Genomic DNA, 18,288 nt, shown 5'->3' with positions numbered 1-18,288 from the left:
CAACAAGCCCATCTGGGAAAAGACGGGCTACACGCCGCCGCCTAAACCGGCGGTAGGTTTGAAAAATCCCTTTAAAGATTATACAAGGAGATAAAAAATGGGAAAACAACAGAACAGGTTACTGGATCCCAGGGGCTTTCAGGACAGGACCGTCATTACTATGGCGAAGCGACCGTCTTTGGATGAGTTGAGAAAAGGAAAAATTCTTTTTTACAACAACACCAAACTTGGGTTTTGTAATTACTATACGGTATTTGGCCGTATAAAGGAAAAACTACAGGAAATCGGCGCGTCGAACTTTGTGGAATACACCGAGACTGTCCGGGGCAAAGACGCAAAGAAACTGGCCGATTACGCGGCCATGCTGGCCAAAGAGAAACCGGTTGCGGCGATTGTGGCTTTAGGCGACATGGGCACTTCCTCTTCGACCACGGTGGTTACTATCGAACTGGAAAAACTGGGTATTCCTGCGGTGTATATGACCGCGCCTCCGGGATCGGCGATTACCGAAGGGGTTGGCGTGTACCGCGCCGGACAGCTTTGTCTCTGCTCGGTGGATATTTACCAGGCCAGTACCATAGAAGAGGTAGCGCATCAGGTAGATGTAAAATGGGACTATATATTGAAATCCCTCACTTCCAACGGCGAGGAGCTTGCAAAACTATCCCATATCGATTTCAAGATGGACAAGGTTCCGCCCGCGAAAGACGGCTACCTTCCCAAAACCTTCGAGCTCGGCAGCGAAGAAGAACCTTGCGACAACCTGGAGCTGATCAACGATTACTTTAACGACGAGCATATCAGTGATGGTTTGCCGATTATTCCGCCCACAAGGGTACGGTACGACAACATGCTGGCCTATTGCCCCTTCTCGGAAAGCCTGGTCCTTTGCCCTCCCTCGGGCCCGTCCGGAAAGAGTATAACGGTCAAGGACGTGGCCATAGCGGCGGTGATGGCGGGCTGCAAGCCCAAGGCGATGCCCATACTGATAGCGGCTTTTAAAGCCCTGGGCAACCCACTCTACAACTTTAACCAGAGCGTCACCACATCACACCCGGGCGGCAACCTTGTGCTGGTGTCCGGACCCATCGCCCAGGAAATCGGTATCTCCGGCAAACAAGGTTGCATGGGGCCTGGCTGGCCAATGAACGCCACCATCGGCCGGGCGGTTAACCTGGTCATCATGAACGTGCTTCGTTCCGTACCTGGGGTCTGCGACCTTGACTGCATCGCCAGCCAGGCGGAGTTTACCTACTGCTTCGCCGAGGAACCGGAACTGGCCCAGTGGAACATGATCAACGAAGACCACTTCGACAAGAATACTACGACGGTTTATGTCCTTAAGGCCGAACCGATTCACGATGTTATCGACTTTTTAAGCCTTGATGGTTACGACCTCCTGGATACGCTGACTCATTGCTGTACTACTCTGGGTTCCAACAATGCCTATATGCCCGGGCCGTTGGTCATGGCTATAACCCCGGATCACGGCATGATGTTGAAAAATGCCGGTTACACAAAGGAAATGATTCAGGAACACATCCACACCTATGTGTACCACGAGGTACCTATGATACGGAATCGGGGCCTTGTTCCGGTTCGGCCCGAAAGCTTTAAAAACCGGCACCCTATGCCGGTTACACGGTCGCCCAAAGATGTTGAAGTGGTGGTGGTCGGCGGTCGAGGAGGCCACGACGGCATCATACTTCCTTGGGCCTTGCACAGCGAGGGCATTGTGGAACCGATCGCACTTCCCAACGGCAAAGCTGCGAAGTCAATCGAAGAATTCAAAAAATAGACGGAGGAACAAGTATGGCGAGAAAACAGGTTATTGTTGATAAAAAATACGATGTCATCGTTTGCGGCGGCGGTACTTCCGGTGTCGCGGCGGCTATTGCCTCGGCTCGAGGCGGAGCGTCTACCCTGTTGATTGAACGGGTAGGGGCCCTCGGCGGACAGCTTTGTTTTTCAGGGCCTCCGGGCTTCGCGTTTGCCCACCTGTTCAACCCAAAAGGCGAACAGGATGCCGCGGGCATTATTCAGGAGATTCATACCCGTATGCTGAAAGAGGGGCACGCCCTGCCGCATCTTAAACCGGAGCACCGGCTTGAAGGAGGCTACACCTTTTCGTATATAGACCCGGACTGGTTTGCTCTGACAATTTTTGAAATGATGGAAGAAGAAGGGGTGGAATTATTGCTTCACAGCCTTGTCGTGGATGTGGTGCAGGACGGGAACAAGGTGACCGGCGTCGAGGTGGAAAACACCAACGGAACGATGATCATCCAAGGAAACATCATCATTGACTGCACCGGAGAAGGGGACATCGCGGTACGGGCAGGTGCCCTTTCCGAATACGTTGATAAAAAAACTGTCCAGCCCCACACGATTTCTTTTACCATGGATGGGGTTGATTGGAAGGAACTGATGAACTGGATCCATAAAAACCCGGATCAGATTGTGTGGTTCGAACATACGCTGCCGCATTGGTCGGAGGAGCGGAAAGAGCAGGCCCATCAGAAGGCCCTCGAATTCTACAAGACCTGCGACGACCCGGCCTTGTTCGGAGAAATTATGGGCTTTACCGAGTTCCACAAAAAGGGGCTCGAGACCGGTGAATGGCACGGATGTTCTGGAGTGGGCTTCTTCCTTACCCCCCGGGAAGGCGGCCATATTCAGGCCCATATGCAGCATTCATCTCAGGTGCCGGAAGTGCTCACCGACAATGCCTGGGACATCACCAAAGGTGAGATAGTGTGTCGCAAGCAGAACATCCTGGCGCTCAAGTTTTTCCGCAAATACATTCCAGGCTTTAAGAACGCATACCTTACCCGGCTTTGCCCCGAACTGCGCATGCGTGAGGGCCGCAGAATTATGGGCGACTATAAACTCACCCGGGACGATGTAGCTGTGGGGAAAGAGTTCTCCGATGTTATAGGAAAGAGCCACTTCAAGGCTGGCGCACACCACACCACCGACCAGAACACAATCGCCCAGGTGGAGAAGGTCTGCCCGAGCGACGACGGCTCCTATGACATCCCTTACCGATGCCTTGTTCCGCTGAAAGTCGAGAATATGCTTATCGCAGGCAAGCATGTTTCCACCGACCGGGACGCCTATCTGCGTTACCTGCACCAAACCATGATCACCGGACAGGCCGCCGGCGCCGCCGCCGCAATCTGCGTGAAGAAAGGCATTTCTCCCCGGGCACTGGAAAAAAACGTCAGCGAGCTGCAAAGCACCCTGAAAAAACAGGGCGCCATCCTGGACGGGACGACCTGATGGGGTTGATGAAAGATGAGCTTAACCGTTAAACGGTGGTTTGTGCTCGCCGCGAGCTGCCTTGTCAACCTGTGCATCGGTTCCATATACGCCTGGAGCGTATTCGCTAAACCCATGGCTGCCTACCTCTCTTCCGTGGGAGGGGCTGCCTTGGGCAGCCTTGCCATAGTTTTTACCGTGGCGAACAGCGTCGGTCCCATTACCATGATTTCCGGCGGATTTATCAACGACAGGGCAAGCCCTCGGTTCATCATCCTTACCGGGGGGATTCTCTTCGGCGGAGGCATATTCTTTTCCGGATTTGCCAAATCCTTGGGGATGCTGATCGTAAGTTACGGCCTTGGCACCGGCCTTGGCCTTGGCTTGGTATACGGTTGCGTGGTGGCCAACATGATCAAGTTTTTCCCGGACCATCGGGGCTTGGTAGGTGGGCTTGTCACCGCCTCGTACGGCGTCTGTTCCGTCATCATGCCGCCCCTAGCCAACGCCCTCATCGCCGCCAACGGTGTTACGGCGACTTTTAAAATCATCGGCGCCGTTATGATGATCCTGATAGGGGCCGCTTCGTTTTTTATTATCCGCTGTCCCCCGGGCTTTGTTCCCGAGGGCTGGACACCGCCGGCGGCTAAAAGCGGCGGGCCGGTCGGAGCCGAAAAAGACTGGAAGGGGATGCTCTTGGACCCGATTTTTTACGTGATGATGATGATGCTCTGCTGCGGTGCCTTTTCCGGTCTTATGGTAATTTCCCAGGCATCGCCGGTTGCACAGGAGATGATCGGCATGAGTGCAGCCTCGGCCGCGGTTGCGGTATCCTTTCTGGCCTTGGTAAACACTTTCGGCCGCATAGTGGCCGGTTTCCTGTCCGACAAGGTCGGTGTCATAAAAACCCTTGTCGGCGTTTTTGCCGTGTCCATGGCAGGCCTTATCGTGCTGTATGTTTCTGGAGATTTCGCCGGCGGCGCGTCGGTCGTTCTGTTTTACGTCGGTATAAGCTGTATCGGGCTGGCTTTTGGCGCGATTATGGGAATCTACCCCGGTTTTACGGCAGCCCAGTTCGGATCAAAACACAACAGCGTCAATTACGGCATCATGTTTATCGGCTTTGCCCTGTCCGGCTACTTCGGCCCCACGATTATGAGCGAGATAAAAGCCTCCAGCGGCAGCTACCAAAAGGCCTTTCTTGTGAGTCTTGCCATCGCCGCCGTGGGTTTCTTGTTGACGTTGATGTTATCGGCGAAACACAGGCAATCAGCATAAGAGGAAATATATAACCTTGCTTGTTGATATTGCATACCTGTGCGAAACTTTTTCATATTAGCCATTATGGATGAAAATGGTGTGGAGGGATAAAAAAATGATTAAACGGTGCTTAGATGTTAAACTCAATGTACAGCCACTTTGCTTTGGACTTGTACATAAATTCGCTTATGAGGGACCATGCCGGTTTTCTTCAGGCGATGCACTTACGAACGAGTATGATAAAATTGCTGCTCAGCAGGTTTTTTCGGATTTTAAGGACGATTTAGCTAAGAATATTCCTGATTTTGTGGAGCTTCGGGAACCGCTCTATTTTGAATGTAATGATGATTGGCTTCTGCCTCAGGAGAACTTTGATCAAATGATGAAAGATCTTGGTGAGATTGATGTTTATTTAATTCATTCAGGTATTGCACGTGAGCGTCAGATTATTGAATTGGCAGAGCGTAGCAAAAAGCCGATTCTTTTGTCCCCAAGGCTGGGATGCATGATCACCTCTATAACGGCCAGTTTATATAGTCGCGGCCTGGAAACATATGCTGCCAATACATGGAGCGATCTTATAAAGGAAATGAATGTGCTGCGGACAAAGAAAGCAGTACAAAATGCAAATGTCCTGGCAGGTGTGCGATTTAATTCCAACACATCTTATGCGTGTAATGATTCTTTTATCAGTCTGCCCAAGGTTACAGAAGTTTTTGGCACACATTTCCGCTATGTGAATCTTCATGAGTTTTTCGACTATATACATCCGTTGCCCGAAGGTGGTAACTATACGACACCAGGTCGTATGGACACTCCAAATCTTACTGATGAAGATGTAAAAAAAGCTGAAAGCTTGGCGGATGAACTTATTGGGGGGGCAGAACCTGACAATCTTGATATCGAACGTACGTATGTCATTAATTCCTGCAAGATTTATGTTTTGGTTGAAAAACTTCTTAATTTATATGACTGCAATGGTTTTACGTTTCCTTGCCCGGATGCTTGTTCGACTATGCGCATGAACAAGGAGGAATTTACCTTTTGTCTTAACCACTCTCTGTTGACGGAACAAGGTATCCCTTCCACCTGTGATTCGGACATTAACAGTATGATGGCTATGTTTATGTTGACTACACTGTCAGATAAGGCGCCTTCTTTAGGCAACGCCTGGCCGGTACTATTTGACGATAGTGGGAATGTGATTCCTATTTCTTCACGTTTTGATCTTGAGAACGATCTGGCCAATGTAACAGATCACTCCAACTTGTACCTTGTTGATCATTCCAGCCAGATTCGCAAGAAAAAAGGTATTTGTTGTGAACCTTCCAAGTACGGCTTGAGGCATTTTGCGTTTGATAAAAAGTTCGGAGCGGTTTTCCGTTATGACTTTAACCAGGATGTTGGTCAGAAGATTACAATTTGCCGATTCTCTCCCGATTGCAGGAAAATGCTTATTGGCACCGGTACTGTTGTGTGCGGTGGCGGATACTATACTGATAATTGTAATAACTATGTGATTTTCCGCGTAAATGATCAGAAGAAGTTTTATCAGGCCCATAAATATACGGGTAATCATCTGGCCCTTGCTTATGGTGACTATGTGGAAGAACTGAAACTTCTTGCCGATGCCTTTGGACTTGAAGCGCTTATGGTTTAAATTTTTTAAGAAGCTATTATGTTACCTGTAGCAAAAATTCGGGAAGATTTTCCCATACTTTCAACAAAAATAGATGGCCGACCGCTCATTTATTTGGATAATGCCGCGACAATGCAGGTGCCTCTTTGCGTATTGGAGCGGCTTCGTTCTCATTATCTGCATGATAATGCAAATATACATCGTGGCATCTATACCCTTAGTGAACGGTCGACCCAGGCTTATGAAGATGCGCGAATAACTGTCCGTGATTTTTTGGGGGCAGATAGTAAAGAAGAGATTGTCTTTACTCAAGGGGCCACCGATTCAATCAATATGGCAGCTGATGGGCTGCGTGAGACGTTACATATCAATGATATGATTGTCATAACCGAACTTGAACACCATTCCAATTTTCTTCCGTGGCAAAGGCTGTGCCATAGAACGGGGGCAACGTTTGCAATCATACCATGTCCTGATGGAATGCCTGATATGGAGGCATACAAAAAAATTCTTTCTCAGAATCCTAAATTGGTTGCCGTTACACAGGTTTCGAATCTTACGGGAACAGTAATGCCGTTGGGCGAGATGACGCGGCTGGCTCATGAGGCCGGTGCTGTAATCTTTGTGGATGGAGCACAAGGCATTAGGCACTGCGATACACATGTTTCTGCAGAAGATTATGATTTTTACTGTTTTTCCGGCCATAAGATCATGGGGCCTGCCGGTATCGGTGTGCTATATGGTAAACGAAGACTCTTGGAGATGTTGAAACCATCACGTCTTGGAGGCGGCATGGTAGGTACTGTAACGGGTCAAGATTTTACCGAAGCACCGCTGCCGTATAGATTAGAGGCTGGAACGCCCAACTATCCAGGTGCTATTGCCTTAGCGGAAGCAATACGATATATAGACAGACTTGGGCGTAAAGCCATTGCCGATTATGAAAATATGCTTGTCGATTATGCCGTGGAAAAACTTTCTGAAGTTGCAGGACTACATGTCTTAGGTCATCCTGTTAATCGTGCTGGTGTAGTTTCTTTTGTTTTGGATACTATGCATCCTTATGATGCGGCTAGTATACTAGACAAATTGGGCGTTGCAATCCGATCGGGTACGCATTGTGCTCAACCGGCATTACAGCGGTTCGGTGTTACTGCGGCGCTTCGATTATCACCGGCATTTTATAATACTCGCGCAGAAATCGATGAGGCATGTCTGGCAATACGGCAAACACAGGATTTAATGAGTAGGTGGATTAAAAAATGACTGAAGAAATGTCTATTTCTCAGTTGGAAGATACCTTCATAGAGGACATTAATAATTTAGGAGACTGGTTTTTACAGTACGAATATTTAATAGAGATTTCTGTGGATATACCACATATCGAATTGCAGGAAAGGACTCATGAGCGAAAGGTTCCAGGGTGCCAATCAGGTGTATGGATCATATTGAAGTATGTCGATAAAAAAGTCCGAATTCGAGCTGATAGTGAAGCACTTATTATCAGAGGCTTCCTTGCTATGTATGTACTGCTCTTGGATAACAGAACGCCGGAGGAAATTTTGTCTTTTCATCCTCGCTTTATCGAGGAAACCAATATAAAAAGCCAGATATCTACGGATCGATTCCATGGGTTGCAGTCTGTTTTTTCAACGATACAAGATTTTGCCGCAAAATGCATTGAAACGGAGTGAGATAGTGTGACAATCGAAGAACGAAAAAACCTTGTAATTCATCTGTTGTCTATGGCTCATGCAAAGGCCGAAAACGAGGCGGAAATCATCAGAAACGAGTCAGACCCTTCTTTGAAATTCATTTATGAGCATTTGCGCAAGTATATCTTGGCAAAATTTCTCCTGAGTGAAGACTGCATGGAAGATCAGCTACAAGAATTGGCGGAACTGAGTTTGGCTCGGAGTATAAAACTGGATCCAAAGATGATTAAGAAATTCGATAAGGCTGTGCCTTGTGACAATGTTTCCTCGGCATCGGCTAAAAAAGTCATGCTGTTGTATGCTATTCAGAAGGATTTACATATTCATCCCGATGCAGAGTTTTTGATTTCACAAAAGGATGTGAGAGGATTATCCGTCTTGGTTCATTCATTACTGCAATAATTTTCAAAATATGCTGGAAAATACGTAAGAATAAGAAAAACGAAGAAAAAGTCTCAAAAGCCTTGCTGCTGTGTAACAACTCGCAAGAAATGAGAAAAAAGTCATATAGTTTGAGAAAATAACTTGTTTTTCCATAGCCTTTTATTAAGTCTTGATATCATTCGGTTATTTCAGAAAGTGCCGACGGCCACATTTCATACCGAGGAAATGTCGATTTGTCATTTTGGCCACCATGATGTTCCTGTTTCAATTTTTGGGGTAGGGAAACGAAAATTCTCGCTTAGAGAAGGGATACTGTCTTCCTAAAAACTTTCGTATGCTAATAATTATGCTATAATAATTTAATTTAAATATTTAGGTCGAAAATGGTATGCTTCGTTTTTATCATAGTCAAAAGTTCTTTTTTTTAACAGTCTTTGTCATTATTCTTCTGTTTTTTTCATGTCAAAGCAGTGATGGTGCTAAACGTCAAGACCAAGACACTGTTGGAAAAGCGTTGGCATTTTCCTCCCAGGACGATTATCTTCGAATGCTGTCGATGAATATGGATACTCTCTTTGAGGAATTTGTTCGTGACGGGAGGGTTGATCTCGGCTGGAAGGACGAGTATGGTTCGTCCTTTTTACATCATGCGGTATGGATGGAAAAAGTAGATCTTGTCAAATTCTTATTAGACTCTGGTGCTGCGGTAAACGCGCGTCGTATGGATGGTTTTACTCCTTTGCATTGGGCGGCCTATAAGGGAAATACGGCGATTGCGAAACTCTTGGTCGATCAAGGTGCAGATATCAACAGCATTGCAAGTGGGACAACACCCCTGTTTTGGGCGATTGCTCGTGATCATGAAGAGTTGTCTCGATATCTTCTTGAACGGGGAGCGGACTGTCTTGCAGCTGGGGAAGATTACCCAACTCCTCTCGCATGTTTTGAAAAACATATGGGAATTAATGTAACTGATGGCTATGCTCAGTACGGTTCCTCACTGATTATTGCATTGCTTGAGGATCGTGATGCTTGCCAGCAGGGGCACCCTGAACTACCTCCTTTCCCGAAAGCCTCGTTAAGCTTCGAACAGGTTTCAAACTATTTGGATCGAACGGAAATACAGGTAAGTGTTACCAACGAGGGAAAAGGAGATCTGTTTGATTTGGTGGCGGATCTTTCCATTACAGGAACGAAGAATATCCAGCAAAAGCTCTATTTTGGAAAAATCTCACCGGGAAATAAGGTTGTGAGAAACTGTTTTCTTTCTTCGTTGGATTATCGTGATATCGGAAAAGACCTTTCTGTTTCGGTATCGTTTACCGAGGAGAATAATTATCTTCCTGAGAATTGTAGTGGAAAGATAACGGTTCCCGTACCTGACAGAGAATTTATTGTTGATCATCTGACGGAGCTTGATGCTTCAACGGTCAAATCCATGGTAGATAATGGTTATTTCACAATAAATGATTTGAGTCGGGCGGTCATTCTTCGATCGTCTGATTTGACTATCGATGAAATAAAACCTTATGTGGAAACAGACCTGATTGATCGAACGGTCATTGACAAGCTAATTAAATATGAGAAGATACCCTATACCGCCTCCGATTTGGTCTATTTTGCTCAAAAAAAGGCGATTACCCAGGAAAATCTGGAGTTGGTTTTCCTGGAAAATCGGATTCCTTTCGATGCCGAGAATATTCTTCACGTTGCGGAATCGCATTATATTTCCCGACAGGTGGTAGAGGCCCTCTATAGTGCGGGAATCAGTTTTTCGGAAGAGCAGGTTCAAAAGCTTATCGCTCTTAAAGCTTTTTCTCTGCCAGAGGTGCTGTACACTTACACAATCAGTGATGGCGATAGTGCAAGTTCGTCCGGGAACAGGGATGGGATGATTCAGGTTGGTGAAGGAGTCGATTTTGATGTCATTGTCAAAAATAATTCGATTTTCGATATGTCCAATGTAACGATAGGTTTGGAATCGGATGATACGGCAATTGACCTTTTTAAAAATAGCCTTCGGTTAAACATGCTTGTCAGTGGAGCAACTGCAGGATTGAATGCAACTATCGGTGTGAAGCGCTCTTTTAGCGGCGATACGCTGCCTTTGCGTATAGTTGTAGAAGATCGCCATTTTGGGACTCTTATCGACAAACAACTGGATGTGCCAGTCGGCAGAAGTGTCGGATCTCCCGTTCTTTCCATCAATAAAAAGGTTTCTGCCTCGCAGAACCTTGTGGTAAAAAGCGGGGCTGCGGAGAATGCCTCGCAGATTGCCGTGCTCTCCGAAGGGGCTGTTCTCGATACTGTTGGAGAGCTTGATGAGTGGTATAAGGTGGAAATCTACGGAAAATACGGGTGGGTGGAAAAGTCCCAAGTAGTGGATTTTCGTGTTCCGGACAGTCATACCTTCCTTGTAGAGAACAGGAAAGATTTTTCCATAGATGATGGCACTTCCGATACCTATGCCGAACGTGCATTTGTTAATTCCCGACCCATTCTTGAAGTCATTTCACCATCAAACAATGACAATGTTTACAACCGTACCTCTATGGAGATTCTGGCTGTCGACCGAACATACGGTATAGCTTCGGTCGATATACGGGTCAATGGCGCTTCATTGGAAGGAAGTGGTGCCCGGGGGCTGAGGGTTGCAGATGCTCAGCACGAGAGGTACCGCGGAACCTATCCCCTGGTTCTTAAAAAAGGAGAAAACGAGGTTAGTGTTACCGTCTATAATACAAAAAATGTAGCCTCGGATACCCAGCTGCTACACCTTTATTCCCAGGGAATTCAAAACCCTCCCTCTCTTTATGTGCTTTCGGTGGGGGTAAGTGACTATGAACTATCCTCCCAGAATCTGAACTATGCGGCTGGAGATGCACAAAAGATTGCTGCGGTCTTTGGAACCCAGGAACATGCTGAGATTTACGATCAGGTCCATATTAAAACGCTCCTTGATGGAAATGCTACGAGGGCTAACATTAAGGATGGAATAAATACCTTTCTTTCCGATGCCCGGGTTGATGATATGGTTGTTCTTTTTTTTGCGGGTCACGGCATAACGGACAGTCGTGGTCGCTACTATCTGCTTGGCTATGATGGAGATATGAATAATCCCTCTGCAAACGGTCTTAAGCAGAGTGATTTTGAAGATGATCTTATCGCTTCGGTACAGGCAAAAAAGGTGCTGGTCATGCTCGATTCCTGTCAGAGCGGTGGAGTTACCGGCAGGCGGGGAAATGAGAATATTACCGAGGTGGTCGACCGCCTGAGTTCGGCGACGGGTTTTACGGTCATGAGTGCTGCTCGGGGCAACGAGTATGCCTATGAAAATGCTAACTGGCATGGTGGGGCCTTTACCCTTGCGGTAGAAGATGCTTTGGCCAAATCACGGGCCGATGCGAATCAGGACGGTTATGTGGATATCAACGAACTGGATAGTTTTGTGTACAACAAGGTGATTGAACTGACCGGTAGCAAACAGCATCCAACAAGCAAGCGTTATTCTACGGAAAGTTACCTATTTTATCAAGTGCAATAGGAGATGTTATGAAAAACGGCGTGATTGCAGCTTTTTTATTGATAACGATAGTGGATCTTTCGGCTCAGAATTTGCCAAAAGATCTGGAGGCAGCCGTTACCATAGCCCAGGTCGGATCTACCCCGTTGCTTATAGAGACTATGATCGATTACAGGGGGATACAACAAAACCAGCTCGATGAGGCATATAAAAAACGTGATCAAATCATTGTTGATTTGAACGAGGTAAAAGCAAGCCGACGGCACCGGGCCGTCTGGAGTGGTGTAATGGTCGCTGTAACGGCCTTATGTGCCGGTTCCTATTTTTACCTCCATGACCTTGGTAATGATGCTTACGATGATTATATGGATGCCACGATAAGTGAAGATGCAACGGAGTACCGGGATACCTATGAACGTTACGATCTGATGAGTTATACCGGTTTGGGGCTTGCCGGTGTTGGGGCTATTACTTCAATAGTGCTCTTTGCAAAGATCCCTTCACAAAAAGATTTGCAGGTTCAGCGTACCACGATAGAAGGAGAGATCCAGCGCCTTGAAGGAGCACTAGAATGAAAAGGGCGCTTATAGCCGTTTCATGTTTTTTGCTGCTTCTTTCTACATGCCGAAACCCTCTCAACCCGGTGGATCCAGAGGGGGATGAGTATGTTGGCTATGAATCGGTAGATAGTGATGGTGATGGTATCGGGAGCTATGATGATGTTGATGAAATTAGCCTTTTAAGGCCGGAAAATGATACAACTCTTGACACCGTTATTCCTACGCTGGTGGTATATCAATTTAATCCTGATAAAATAACTGCGTACCATATCCAGATAAACACAAGCTCCGACTTTACGGGAACAATGATTCTGGATAAGGAAGATTATCCGTCAAATAGCTGTATTGTTCCTACGGGAAAGCTCCTCGACTTTGAGACCTACTACTGGAGGGCCAGGGCTTATGACGGAACGAAGTGGAGTGATGGGTGGTCGGAAATTCGGAGTTTTTCAATTAATACTGGTAATGAATTGAATTGTAGCCCGGCAGGTGGGGATTCTCTTGACGATACCACGCCGTATCTTGATTGGGATGATACTGCCGGTGCTGCAAGTTATGAAGTTGAATTTGCTTTAAGTGAAGCGGGACTGGATGAAAGCGATATAAGAACCACGGTGGAATCGGGCTATCAGATACCGGATACGGATGCGCTGGCATACGGAAATACCTGTTACTGGCGGGTAAGAGGGGTAAATGAGGAGGGGACGGTAGGGATCTGGAGCAGCATATATAGTTTTTCTATCCAGGAAAGCCTTTATGCTGAAATAAATATACGACAAGGAACAACTATTATTGCCTCAAGTGATATTTATGGATTCGTCAGTACCGATGTGGGAACCTCAACTTCGGTAATATTTACAATAGAAAACACAGGTGATGAGAATTTGGAGCTTACGGGCAGTCCTCTTGTCGCAATTTCCGGAACTGATTCTTCCGAGTTTAGTGTAACGACACAGCCAGCGTCTTCTGTTTCCTCGGGAAGCAGTACCACGTTTGTCATAGCATTCAGTCCGTCAGGTGAAGGTTCAAAAACCGCTTCGGTTTTGATATCAAACAATGATTCAGATGAAAATCCGTTTATTTTCACAATTACGGGCAGTAGTTCGGTTTCCGTTGGTCAATGGGATTCCTCCCTTTGGGATGAATGTATCTGGGGTGATTAGAAATAAGAATTAGGAGAATAAAATGAATATGGTGGGAAAAAATTGCAGGGGAAAAAAGGACATTCAAAAGAAGTGGCTAAAGGGACTTCATATATTTGTTGCCGTTATTATTAGTATGCCTTTTCTTCTGCTTTTGACTTCGGGAGATATCAGCAGCAGCCAGACGACTTTTTCTTCAGGAACAACCATCAGTTCAACGGATGTGAATGGTAACTTTGACGCTCTTTTCTCTCTTGTAAACGGAAACATAGACAGCACAAATTTGGCCAGTGATTACAGTTCCCTGTCCGATGTATCCGGTGGGTTCATGGCCAGTGACGCAAGCGGAAACATAACTGCAACAGGAAATTTGACTGCCTCTGGAGCTATAAAAGCCGGATCTCCGTCTACTTCTTCTGGAGCAGGCGATCTTGTCTCAGAGGATGATGTCTTGGCGGATGATGATATTAGTGCAGGTGGTGATATTAGTGCAGGTGGTGATATTAGTGCAGGTGATGATATTAGTGCAGGTGATGATATTAGTGCAGGTGATGATATAGAAGCAAACGGTAATATACTTGCCGGATCACCGAATTCAAGCTATTACGATACTGGTAATATAGTAGCGGAGCAGGATATTATTGCAGATGATGATGTTATCGCAGGGTCCGGCCTTTATGCGGGTAGTGCCGTGGCAGGAGGTAGTGGTAATGGAACTCTTGCCCTTAGCAATTCTTCAGGTACTACCACAATAACTATGCTTTCAGATAACTCTGGAGGCGGTTGGATGCGGGTCGAAGATTCCAATGGCAGTTCTTCCAACTCGGTAACAATTGAAGCGGACACTAACGGCGGTAAAATTTCCGTCGATGGCACTCAAGTCCACGATTACGCCGAGGTCTTTGAACTGTCCGGCAAACGGGCTATAGATCCGGGAATGGTCGTGGTCATCGATCCCGACAATCCGGGGAACCTGAAAGTAAGCTCGGAAGCCTACGATAAAAAGGTGGCGGGAATCATCTCGGGAGCGGGTGGCCTTCAGCCGGGGATGGTTATCGGCACCAGGGAAGACGGAACGAACGACAAGCCGGTCGCCCTGTCCGGTCGGGTCTATTGCTATGTGGATACTTCCAACGGGAATATCGAGGTGGGGGATCTCCTTACGACATCTTCAATATCAGGAAGTGCCATGAAGGTAACAGATTTCTCCAGAGCACAGGGGGCTATTCTTGGTAAAGCCATGGAGCCGTTCTCTGGAGAGAGCGGTTTGATATTGGTATTAGTCACTCTTCAGTAATAATTTGTTTTGTAACCGTCAATTACGATGTCCCAAGGTGATGAATCTCCATGGTAGGCACTTTTTTCTTCTAGCATTTGATCTTCTCTTCATCTTTCATTCTGTCTTTCATACGATACGAATCGCCTTTAAGGCTCACCACATGGGAATGATGCAAGAGCCTGTCCAGAGTTGCAGTGGCGACTGCATCATCAGCCATAATCTCACCCCACTTGCCAAAAGTTTTATTTGAAGTGAGGATGATAGATCCACGTTCATACCGGGTATTAATAAGCTGGAAAAACAATGCAGCTTGCTCTGAATTGAGGTTTTCGTAACCGACTTCATCTATCAGCAGAACATGAGGTTTCCCGAACCATGTCAGCTTGTTCTTTAGCCGTCCCTGGTCCCGTGACCGCTGTAATCGTTCCAATAGGTCCAGACAGCTGATAAAGTATGCGGTGTAGCCATTTAGGCAGGCTTTTTGTCCCAGAGCCGTCATGAGGTGAGTCTTTCCCAGACCGCTTGGTCCGAGGAGAATGATGTTTTCCCTGCGCTCGATAAACGCCAGATTGGACAGCTCGTTGAACTGCTTCTGAGTAAGTCCTCCCTTTGGCCAGGAGAGAAGGTTTTGTGCTCAATCCAGAAATTGTTCTCGTAAAAGTGAATAAACCGTTCCACCTTGCCTTTGGTCTGTGGTCGCCGTACCTGACAGCGCCGCGGAGTAAATCCATAATGCCGGGCCAGTGAAAGGAGATGCTTGTTCGGTACCCACTTCCCATCTGTCGTTGAGTAGATAAATGCAGTTTTCATATTGTCGTACAGGATTTCCTGCGGTACACCGCCAAAGTACTGAAACGCAAGAACATGGCACATCAGGACTGTCGCCTGGTCCATGCTGGTAGTGTGTATGACAAATGGCTTGCGGGAATAACCGAAGACCATTACAAATGCGTAGAGCTTCTTCAATCTCCCATCGACCCGGTGGTTCCCTAATTCCTTCCAGTCAACCTGCGCCTGGAACCCTGGTTCTGTTTCAAAGCGGATAACCGCTTTCCGGTTACACTCGGCCGCTTTCTTTGCAGCATAGTCCCTGAGGATCGTCATGCTACCTGCGTATTCTTGCTTTCGTAATTGACGGAGCAGGACTTCCCGATTGAACGAGGGATCATCCTCGAGTATAGTATCAATGTAGGGTTTGAATGGGTCGAGCTTGCTCGGATAGTTCCGTTTTTTACGTGGTCGTGAGGGCTCCGTCAGATAGTAGTGAACCATGCGTTCACTTTTCCCGAGGGATTCAGCGATTTCTTTGATCTTCTTGCCCTGTCGTTTCAACATCTGTGCTTCATGCATCAGTAACTCCAGCATTGTAGGGCGTACTCCTTGTTTTTATGATTGTTTGGCTACAACCATTACAAGGCGGTACCGCCCTTTTTTTCAAGCCGGACTCTGCAATTTCATTCCGGTGTTGACACCTCAAAGCGTTCGCGCATGAAAAAGAGCATTTCTTTTATGTCGCTTTTGAGCGACATATATTTGTCAGGATCGGCCCTATCTTCTCGTTTTGTCTCTCATGATTTCATGGTATAATGCTATAAAACGATTATTGGAATTCGATTGTGAAAAAGGTTATATGCTTCTCAAAGCTCACGCTATTATTGATCTTCTTATTGAGTAACATGCTGTTGTTTTCTCAGTCGGGGATGCCATTGCATGATAGCATTTTCCAAGAGGCTGGAGTTCCCCTATGGGTTTCCTCCTATGGCGTACGTAGTCCGTTCGGTGAAGATATTCTTACTGGTTTTGGAATGGGGGAATCAAAGACTCTTGGTTCCGATGCTCTTGAGCAGGCAAAGACCCAGGCTATGGATGATTTGGTTCGCAAAATCAGGGTAAGGATTACAAGTGAGGTCACCAGTCGGCAATCCGCTTCAGCTCTGCATAGTAGCTCCTATGTTTCCAGTGTTACGAAAAGTACGGCTTCGCTTCAGTTGCCGAATGTCGCATTTCTTGTTAAAGAATATGAGGGAATCTCCTATGCCTTAGCATATGTAAAGCGAGCGACACTGATAAGTGAGTTTTCGGATTTGGCCCGCTCCTCTTCGAATCGGATACTCCTATCGGTCAAAGATGCCGGCGAGAAGGAACGGCGCGGAGATAATGCCGCAGCAGCAGAGGCCTATCTTTTGTGTCTTCCGGAATTCGACAAGCTTTATGAATCATATTCACTCGTCCATACCCTGTCACCTTCGACACTTCCTGCTTTCTTTGCAGGTTTAGATACTTCCTCAATGAAGAATTGGGACGATGTAACTGCCCTTGAGCAGGAGCTTCGGCAGAAAATCGATACGCTCATGGGTCTTGCTTCGGATTCGTTTGATGAAGCTCTTGAGAAAATCGTTATCTTATTGAAAAAACAAGGGCTTTCTTCCGGGAACTTTCTTTCTCCCGCTTTTACGTACCAGCAGACCGATTTTTCCAGTCCCTTTGGTCAGTATGTTGCTGTCAAACTTTCCGGTCTTTTGAATGAAAAATTGCCGAAAGGGAATACGCAGTACATCGTTCAGGGCTCTTACTGGATTCATACCGATGACGTAGAGCTGTTTACTCTTGTACGCTTGTCTCAGCAACCCGCCAATGTTGTCGGAAGCGTCTCCGCAACCTTTCCCCGTAATTCTGCTCCGCGGAACTATGGGCTTGAACCCCAAAATCATGAACAGGCGCTCCAGGATCTCATGGAATTTGAAGAAGGTGCCATGACCGACGGAGGGATTCATCTTGATATATGGACCAGCAAAGGGAAGTCTGAGGATGCCCAGGTCTACATCGAGGGCGAAAAACTTAACCTGTATATACGGGTAAACCAACCGTGTACACTTCAAATTACTTATATCCTTGCTACCGGTGAAAAAGTACTTCTTGAGGAAGGCTTTTTCATTGGAATTGATAAAGTCAATCGTGTTGTGCGGTATCCGTCTTCCTTCGATGTTGTTCCACCTCTTGGGGTCGAACGACTTATTGTTACGGCTTTTTCTGGTACACCCCCGATACCGGCGGTTCGCCCTACCTTTATCGAGGGAGAACAGTATATGATTTTCGATAGCGTAAAAGATGTTGTTGCCCAGGCAAGAGGTTTACGAAAAAGTGATTCAGCTGACGCCCCTCGAACAGGCGAAGCTCAACTCGCTATTACTACAATACCGAAATAAGCTGATTTTTCGTTGCCGCTATAGCATGTCCTCTATCTTGACAATAATATTACGTCTATATAGTATAAATCAAATATTATACCATAACCTGTCGAATTCCCTTTCGACAAAACAAGCAACAGGAGTACCTATGTCCGTAGAAGTCGTTCATGCTCGATGTCCGCAGAATCATCCTTGCCCTTCGGTACGGGTTTGTCCCACCGGTGCCATCCGGCAGTCTGGGTTTGCCGCACCCACAATAGATGCAGAGCGTTGTACCAACTGCGGTCGCTGCGTCGGTTTTTGCCCCATGGGGGCCATCAGACGGCGCTGAGCCCGA

Annotated in this window: 15 protein-coding genes; 13 read left to right on the top strand and 2 right to left on the bottom strand. The window is 46.8% G+C overall.

From position 1 onward, the window contains the following. Positions 1-97 precede the first annotated feature (97 nt). From SPIRS_RS15545 to SPIRS_RS21850, 11 genes are all read left to right on the top strand, one after another. A complete protein-coding gene (locus SPIRS_RS15545) occupies positions 98-1,798 on the top strand; it encodes a UGSC family (seleno)protein (protein WP_013255638.1) in 1,701 nt (566 codons plus the stop codon). 14 nt (positions 1,799-1,812) lie between these two features. Continuing rightward, positions 1,813-3,282 carry an FAD-dependent oxidoreductase gene (locus SPIRS_RS15540; protein WP_013255637.1) on the top strand — a complete coding sequence of 490 codons (1,470 nt, stop codon included), beginning with the start codon at positions 1,813-1,815 and terminating at the stop codon, positions 3,280-3,282. Positions 3,283-3,297: 15 nt separating this feature from the next. Further along, the gene (locus SPIRS_RS15535; protein ID WP_013255636.1) at positions 3,298-4,539 is read left to right on the top strand and encodes an L-lactate MFS transporter; all 1,242 of its coding nucleotides are present in this window, start codon (positions 3,298-3,300) and stop codon (positions 4,537-4,539) included. A 97-nt stretch (positions 4,540-4,636) separates the two neighbouring features. Continuing rightward, entirely contained in the window at positions 4,637-6,181 is a 1,545-nt protein-coding gene (locus tag SPIRS_RS15530; protein ID WP_013255635.1) for a fucose isomerase, read from the top strand. Between the two features lie 18 nt (positions 6,182-6,199). Continuing rightward, positions 6,200-7,426 (top strand): aminotransferase class V-fold PLP-dependent enzyme, encoded by a 1,227-nt coding sequence (locus SPIRS_RS15525; protein ID WP_013255634.1) that lies wholly within the window; start codon positions 6,200-6,202, stop codon positions 7,424-7,426. Next, positions 7,423-7,854 (top strand): SufE family protein, encoded by a 432-nt coding sequence (locus tag SPIRS_RS15520; RefSeq protein ID WP_013255633.1) that lies wholly within the window; start codon positions 7,423-7,425, stop codon positions 7,852-7,854. The genes SPIRS_RS15525 and SPIRS_RS15520 overlap by 4 nt, the downstream gene beginning before the upstream one ends. Before the next feature lie 6 nt (positions 7,855-7,860). Beyond that, positions 7,861-8,277 carry a hypothetical protein gene (locus tag SPIRS_RS15515; protein ID WP_013255632.1) on the top strand — a complete coding sequence of 139 codons (417 nt, stop codon included), beginning with the start codon at positions 7,861-7,863 and terminating at the stop codon, positions 8,275-8,277. Between the two features lie 538 nt (positions 8,278-8,815). Next, positions 8,816-11,803 (top strand): ankyrin repeat domain-containing protein, encoded by a 2,988-nt coding sequence (locus SPIRS_RS15510; protein WP_171814776.1) that lies wholly within the window; start codon positions 8,816-8,818, stop codon positions 11,801-11,803. An 8-nt stretch (positions 11,804-11,811) separates the two neighbouring features. After that, positions 11,812-12,357, top strand: coding sequence for a hypothetical protein (locus SPIRS_RS15505; RefSeq protein ID WP_013255630.1), 546 nt, complete (start codon positions 11,812-11,814; stop codon positions 12,355-12,357). Then, a complete protein-coding gene (locus SPIRS_RS15500) occupies positions 12,354-13,505 on the top strand; it encodes a choice-of-anchor D domain-containing protein (protein ID WP_013255629.1) in 1,152 nt (383 codons plus the stop codon). The genes SPIRS_RS15505 and SPIRS_RS15500 overlap by 4 nt, the downstream gene beginning before the upstream one ends. A 22-nt stretch (positions 13,506-13,527) precedes the next feature. Then, positions 13,528-14,781 (top strand): hypothetical protein, encoded by a 1,254-nt coding sequence (locus SPIRS_RS21850; protein WP_013255628.1) that lies wholly within the window; start codon positions 13,528-13,530, stop codon positions 14,779-14,781. A 70-nt stretch (positions 14,782-14,851) separates the two neighbouring features. Here the strand turns inward: SPIRS_RS21850 and SPIRS_RS15490 are convergent, their stop codons facing one another. Next, positions 14,852-15,322, bottom strand: a complete 471-nt coding sequence (locus SPIRS_RS15490) for an ATP-binding protein (protein ID WP_245537772.1) — start codon at positions 15,320-15,322, stop codon at positions 14,852-14,854. Beyond that, a complete protein-coding gene (gene istA, locus SPIRS_RS15485) occupies positions 15,259-16,128 on the bottom strand; it encodes an IS21 family transposase (RefSeq protein ID WP_049784668.1) in 870 nt (289 codons plus the stop codon). The genes SPIRS_RS15490 and istA overlap by 64 nt, the downstream gene beginning before the upstream one ends. Before the next feature lie 341 nt (positions 16,129-16,469). On the opposite strand from istA, the gene SPIRS_RS15480 reads away from it, so the two are divergent. Together SPIRS_RS15480 and SPIRS_RS22210 are read left to right on the top strand one after the other, a co-directional pair. Next, positions 16,470-17,969 carry an LPP20 family lipoprotein gene (locus SPIRS_RS15480; RefSeq protein ID WP_171814775.1) on the top strand — a complete coding sequence of 500 codons (1,500 nt, stop codon included), beginning with the start codon at positions 16,470-16,472 and terminating at the stop codon, positions 17,967-17,969. A 130-nt stretch (positions 17,970-18,099) separates the two neighbouring features. Then, entirely contained in the window at positions 18,100-18,282 is a 183-nt protein-coding gene (locus SPIRS_RS22210) for a 4Fe-4S binding protein (RefSeq protein ID WP_013255626.1), read from the top strand. Positions 18,283-18,288 lie beyond the last annotated feature (6 nt).

It is taken from the genome of Sediminispirochaeta smaragdinae DSM 11293, assembly GCF_000143985.1.
In the GTDB taxonomy this organism is placed as follows: domain Bacteria; phylum Spirochaetota; class Spirochaetia; order DSM-16054; family Sediminispirochaetaceae; genus Sediminispirochaeta; species Sediminispirochaeta smaragdinae.
Note: the sequence above shows the minus strand (reverse complement) of the source record. Positions and strands in the feature narration are given on the sequence as shown.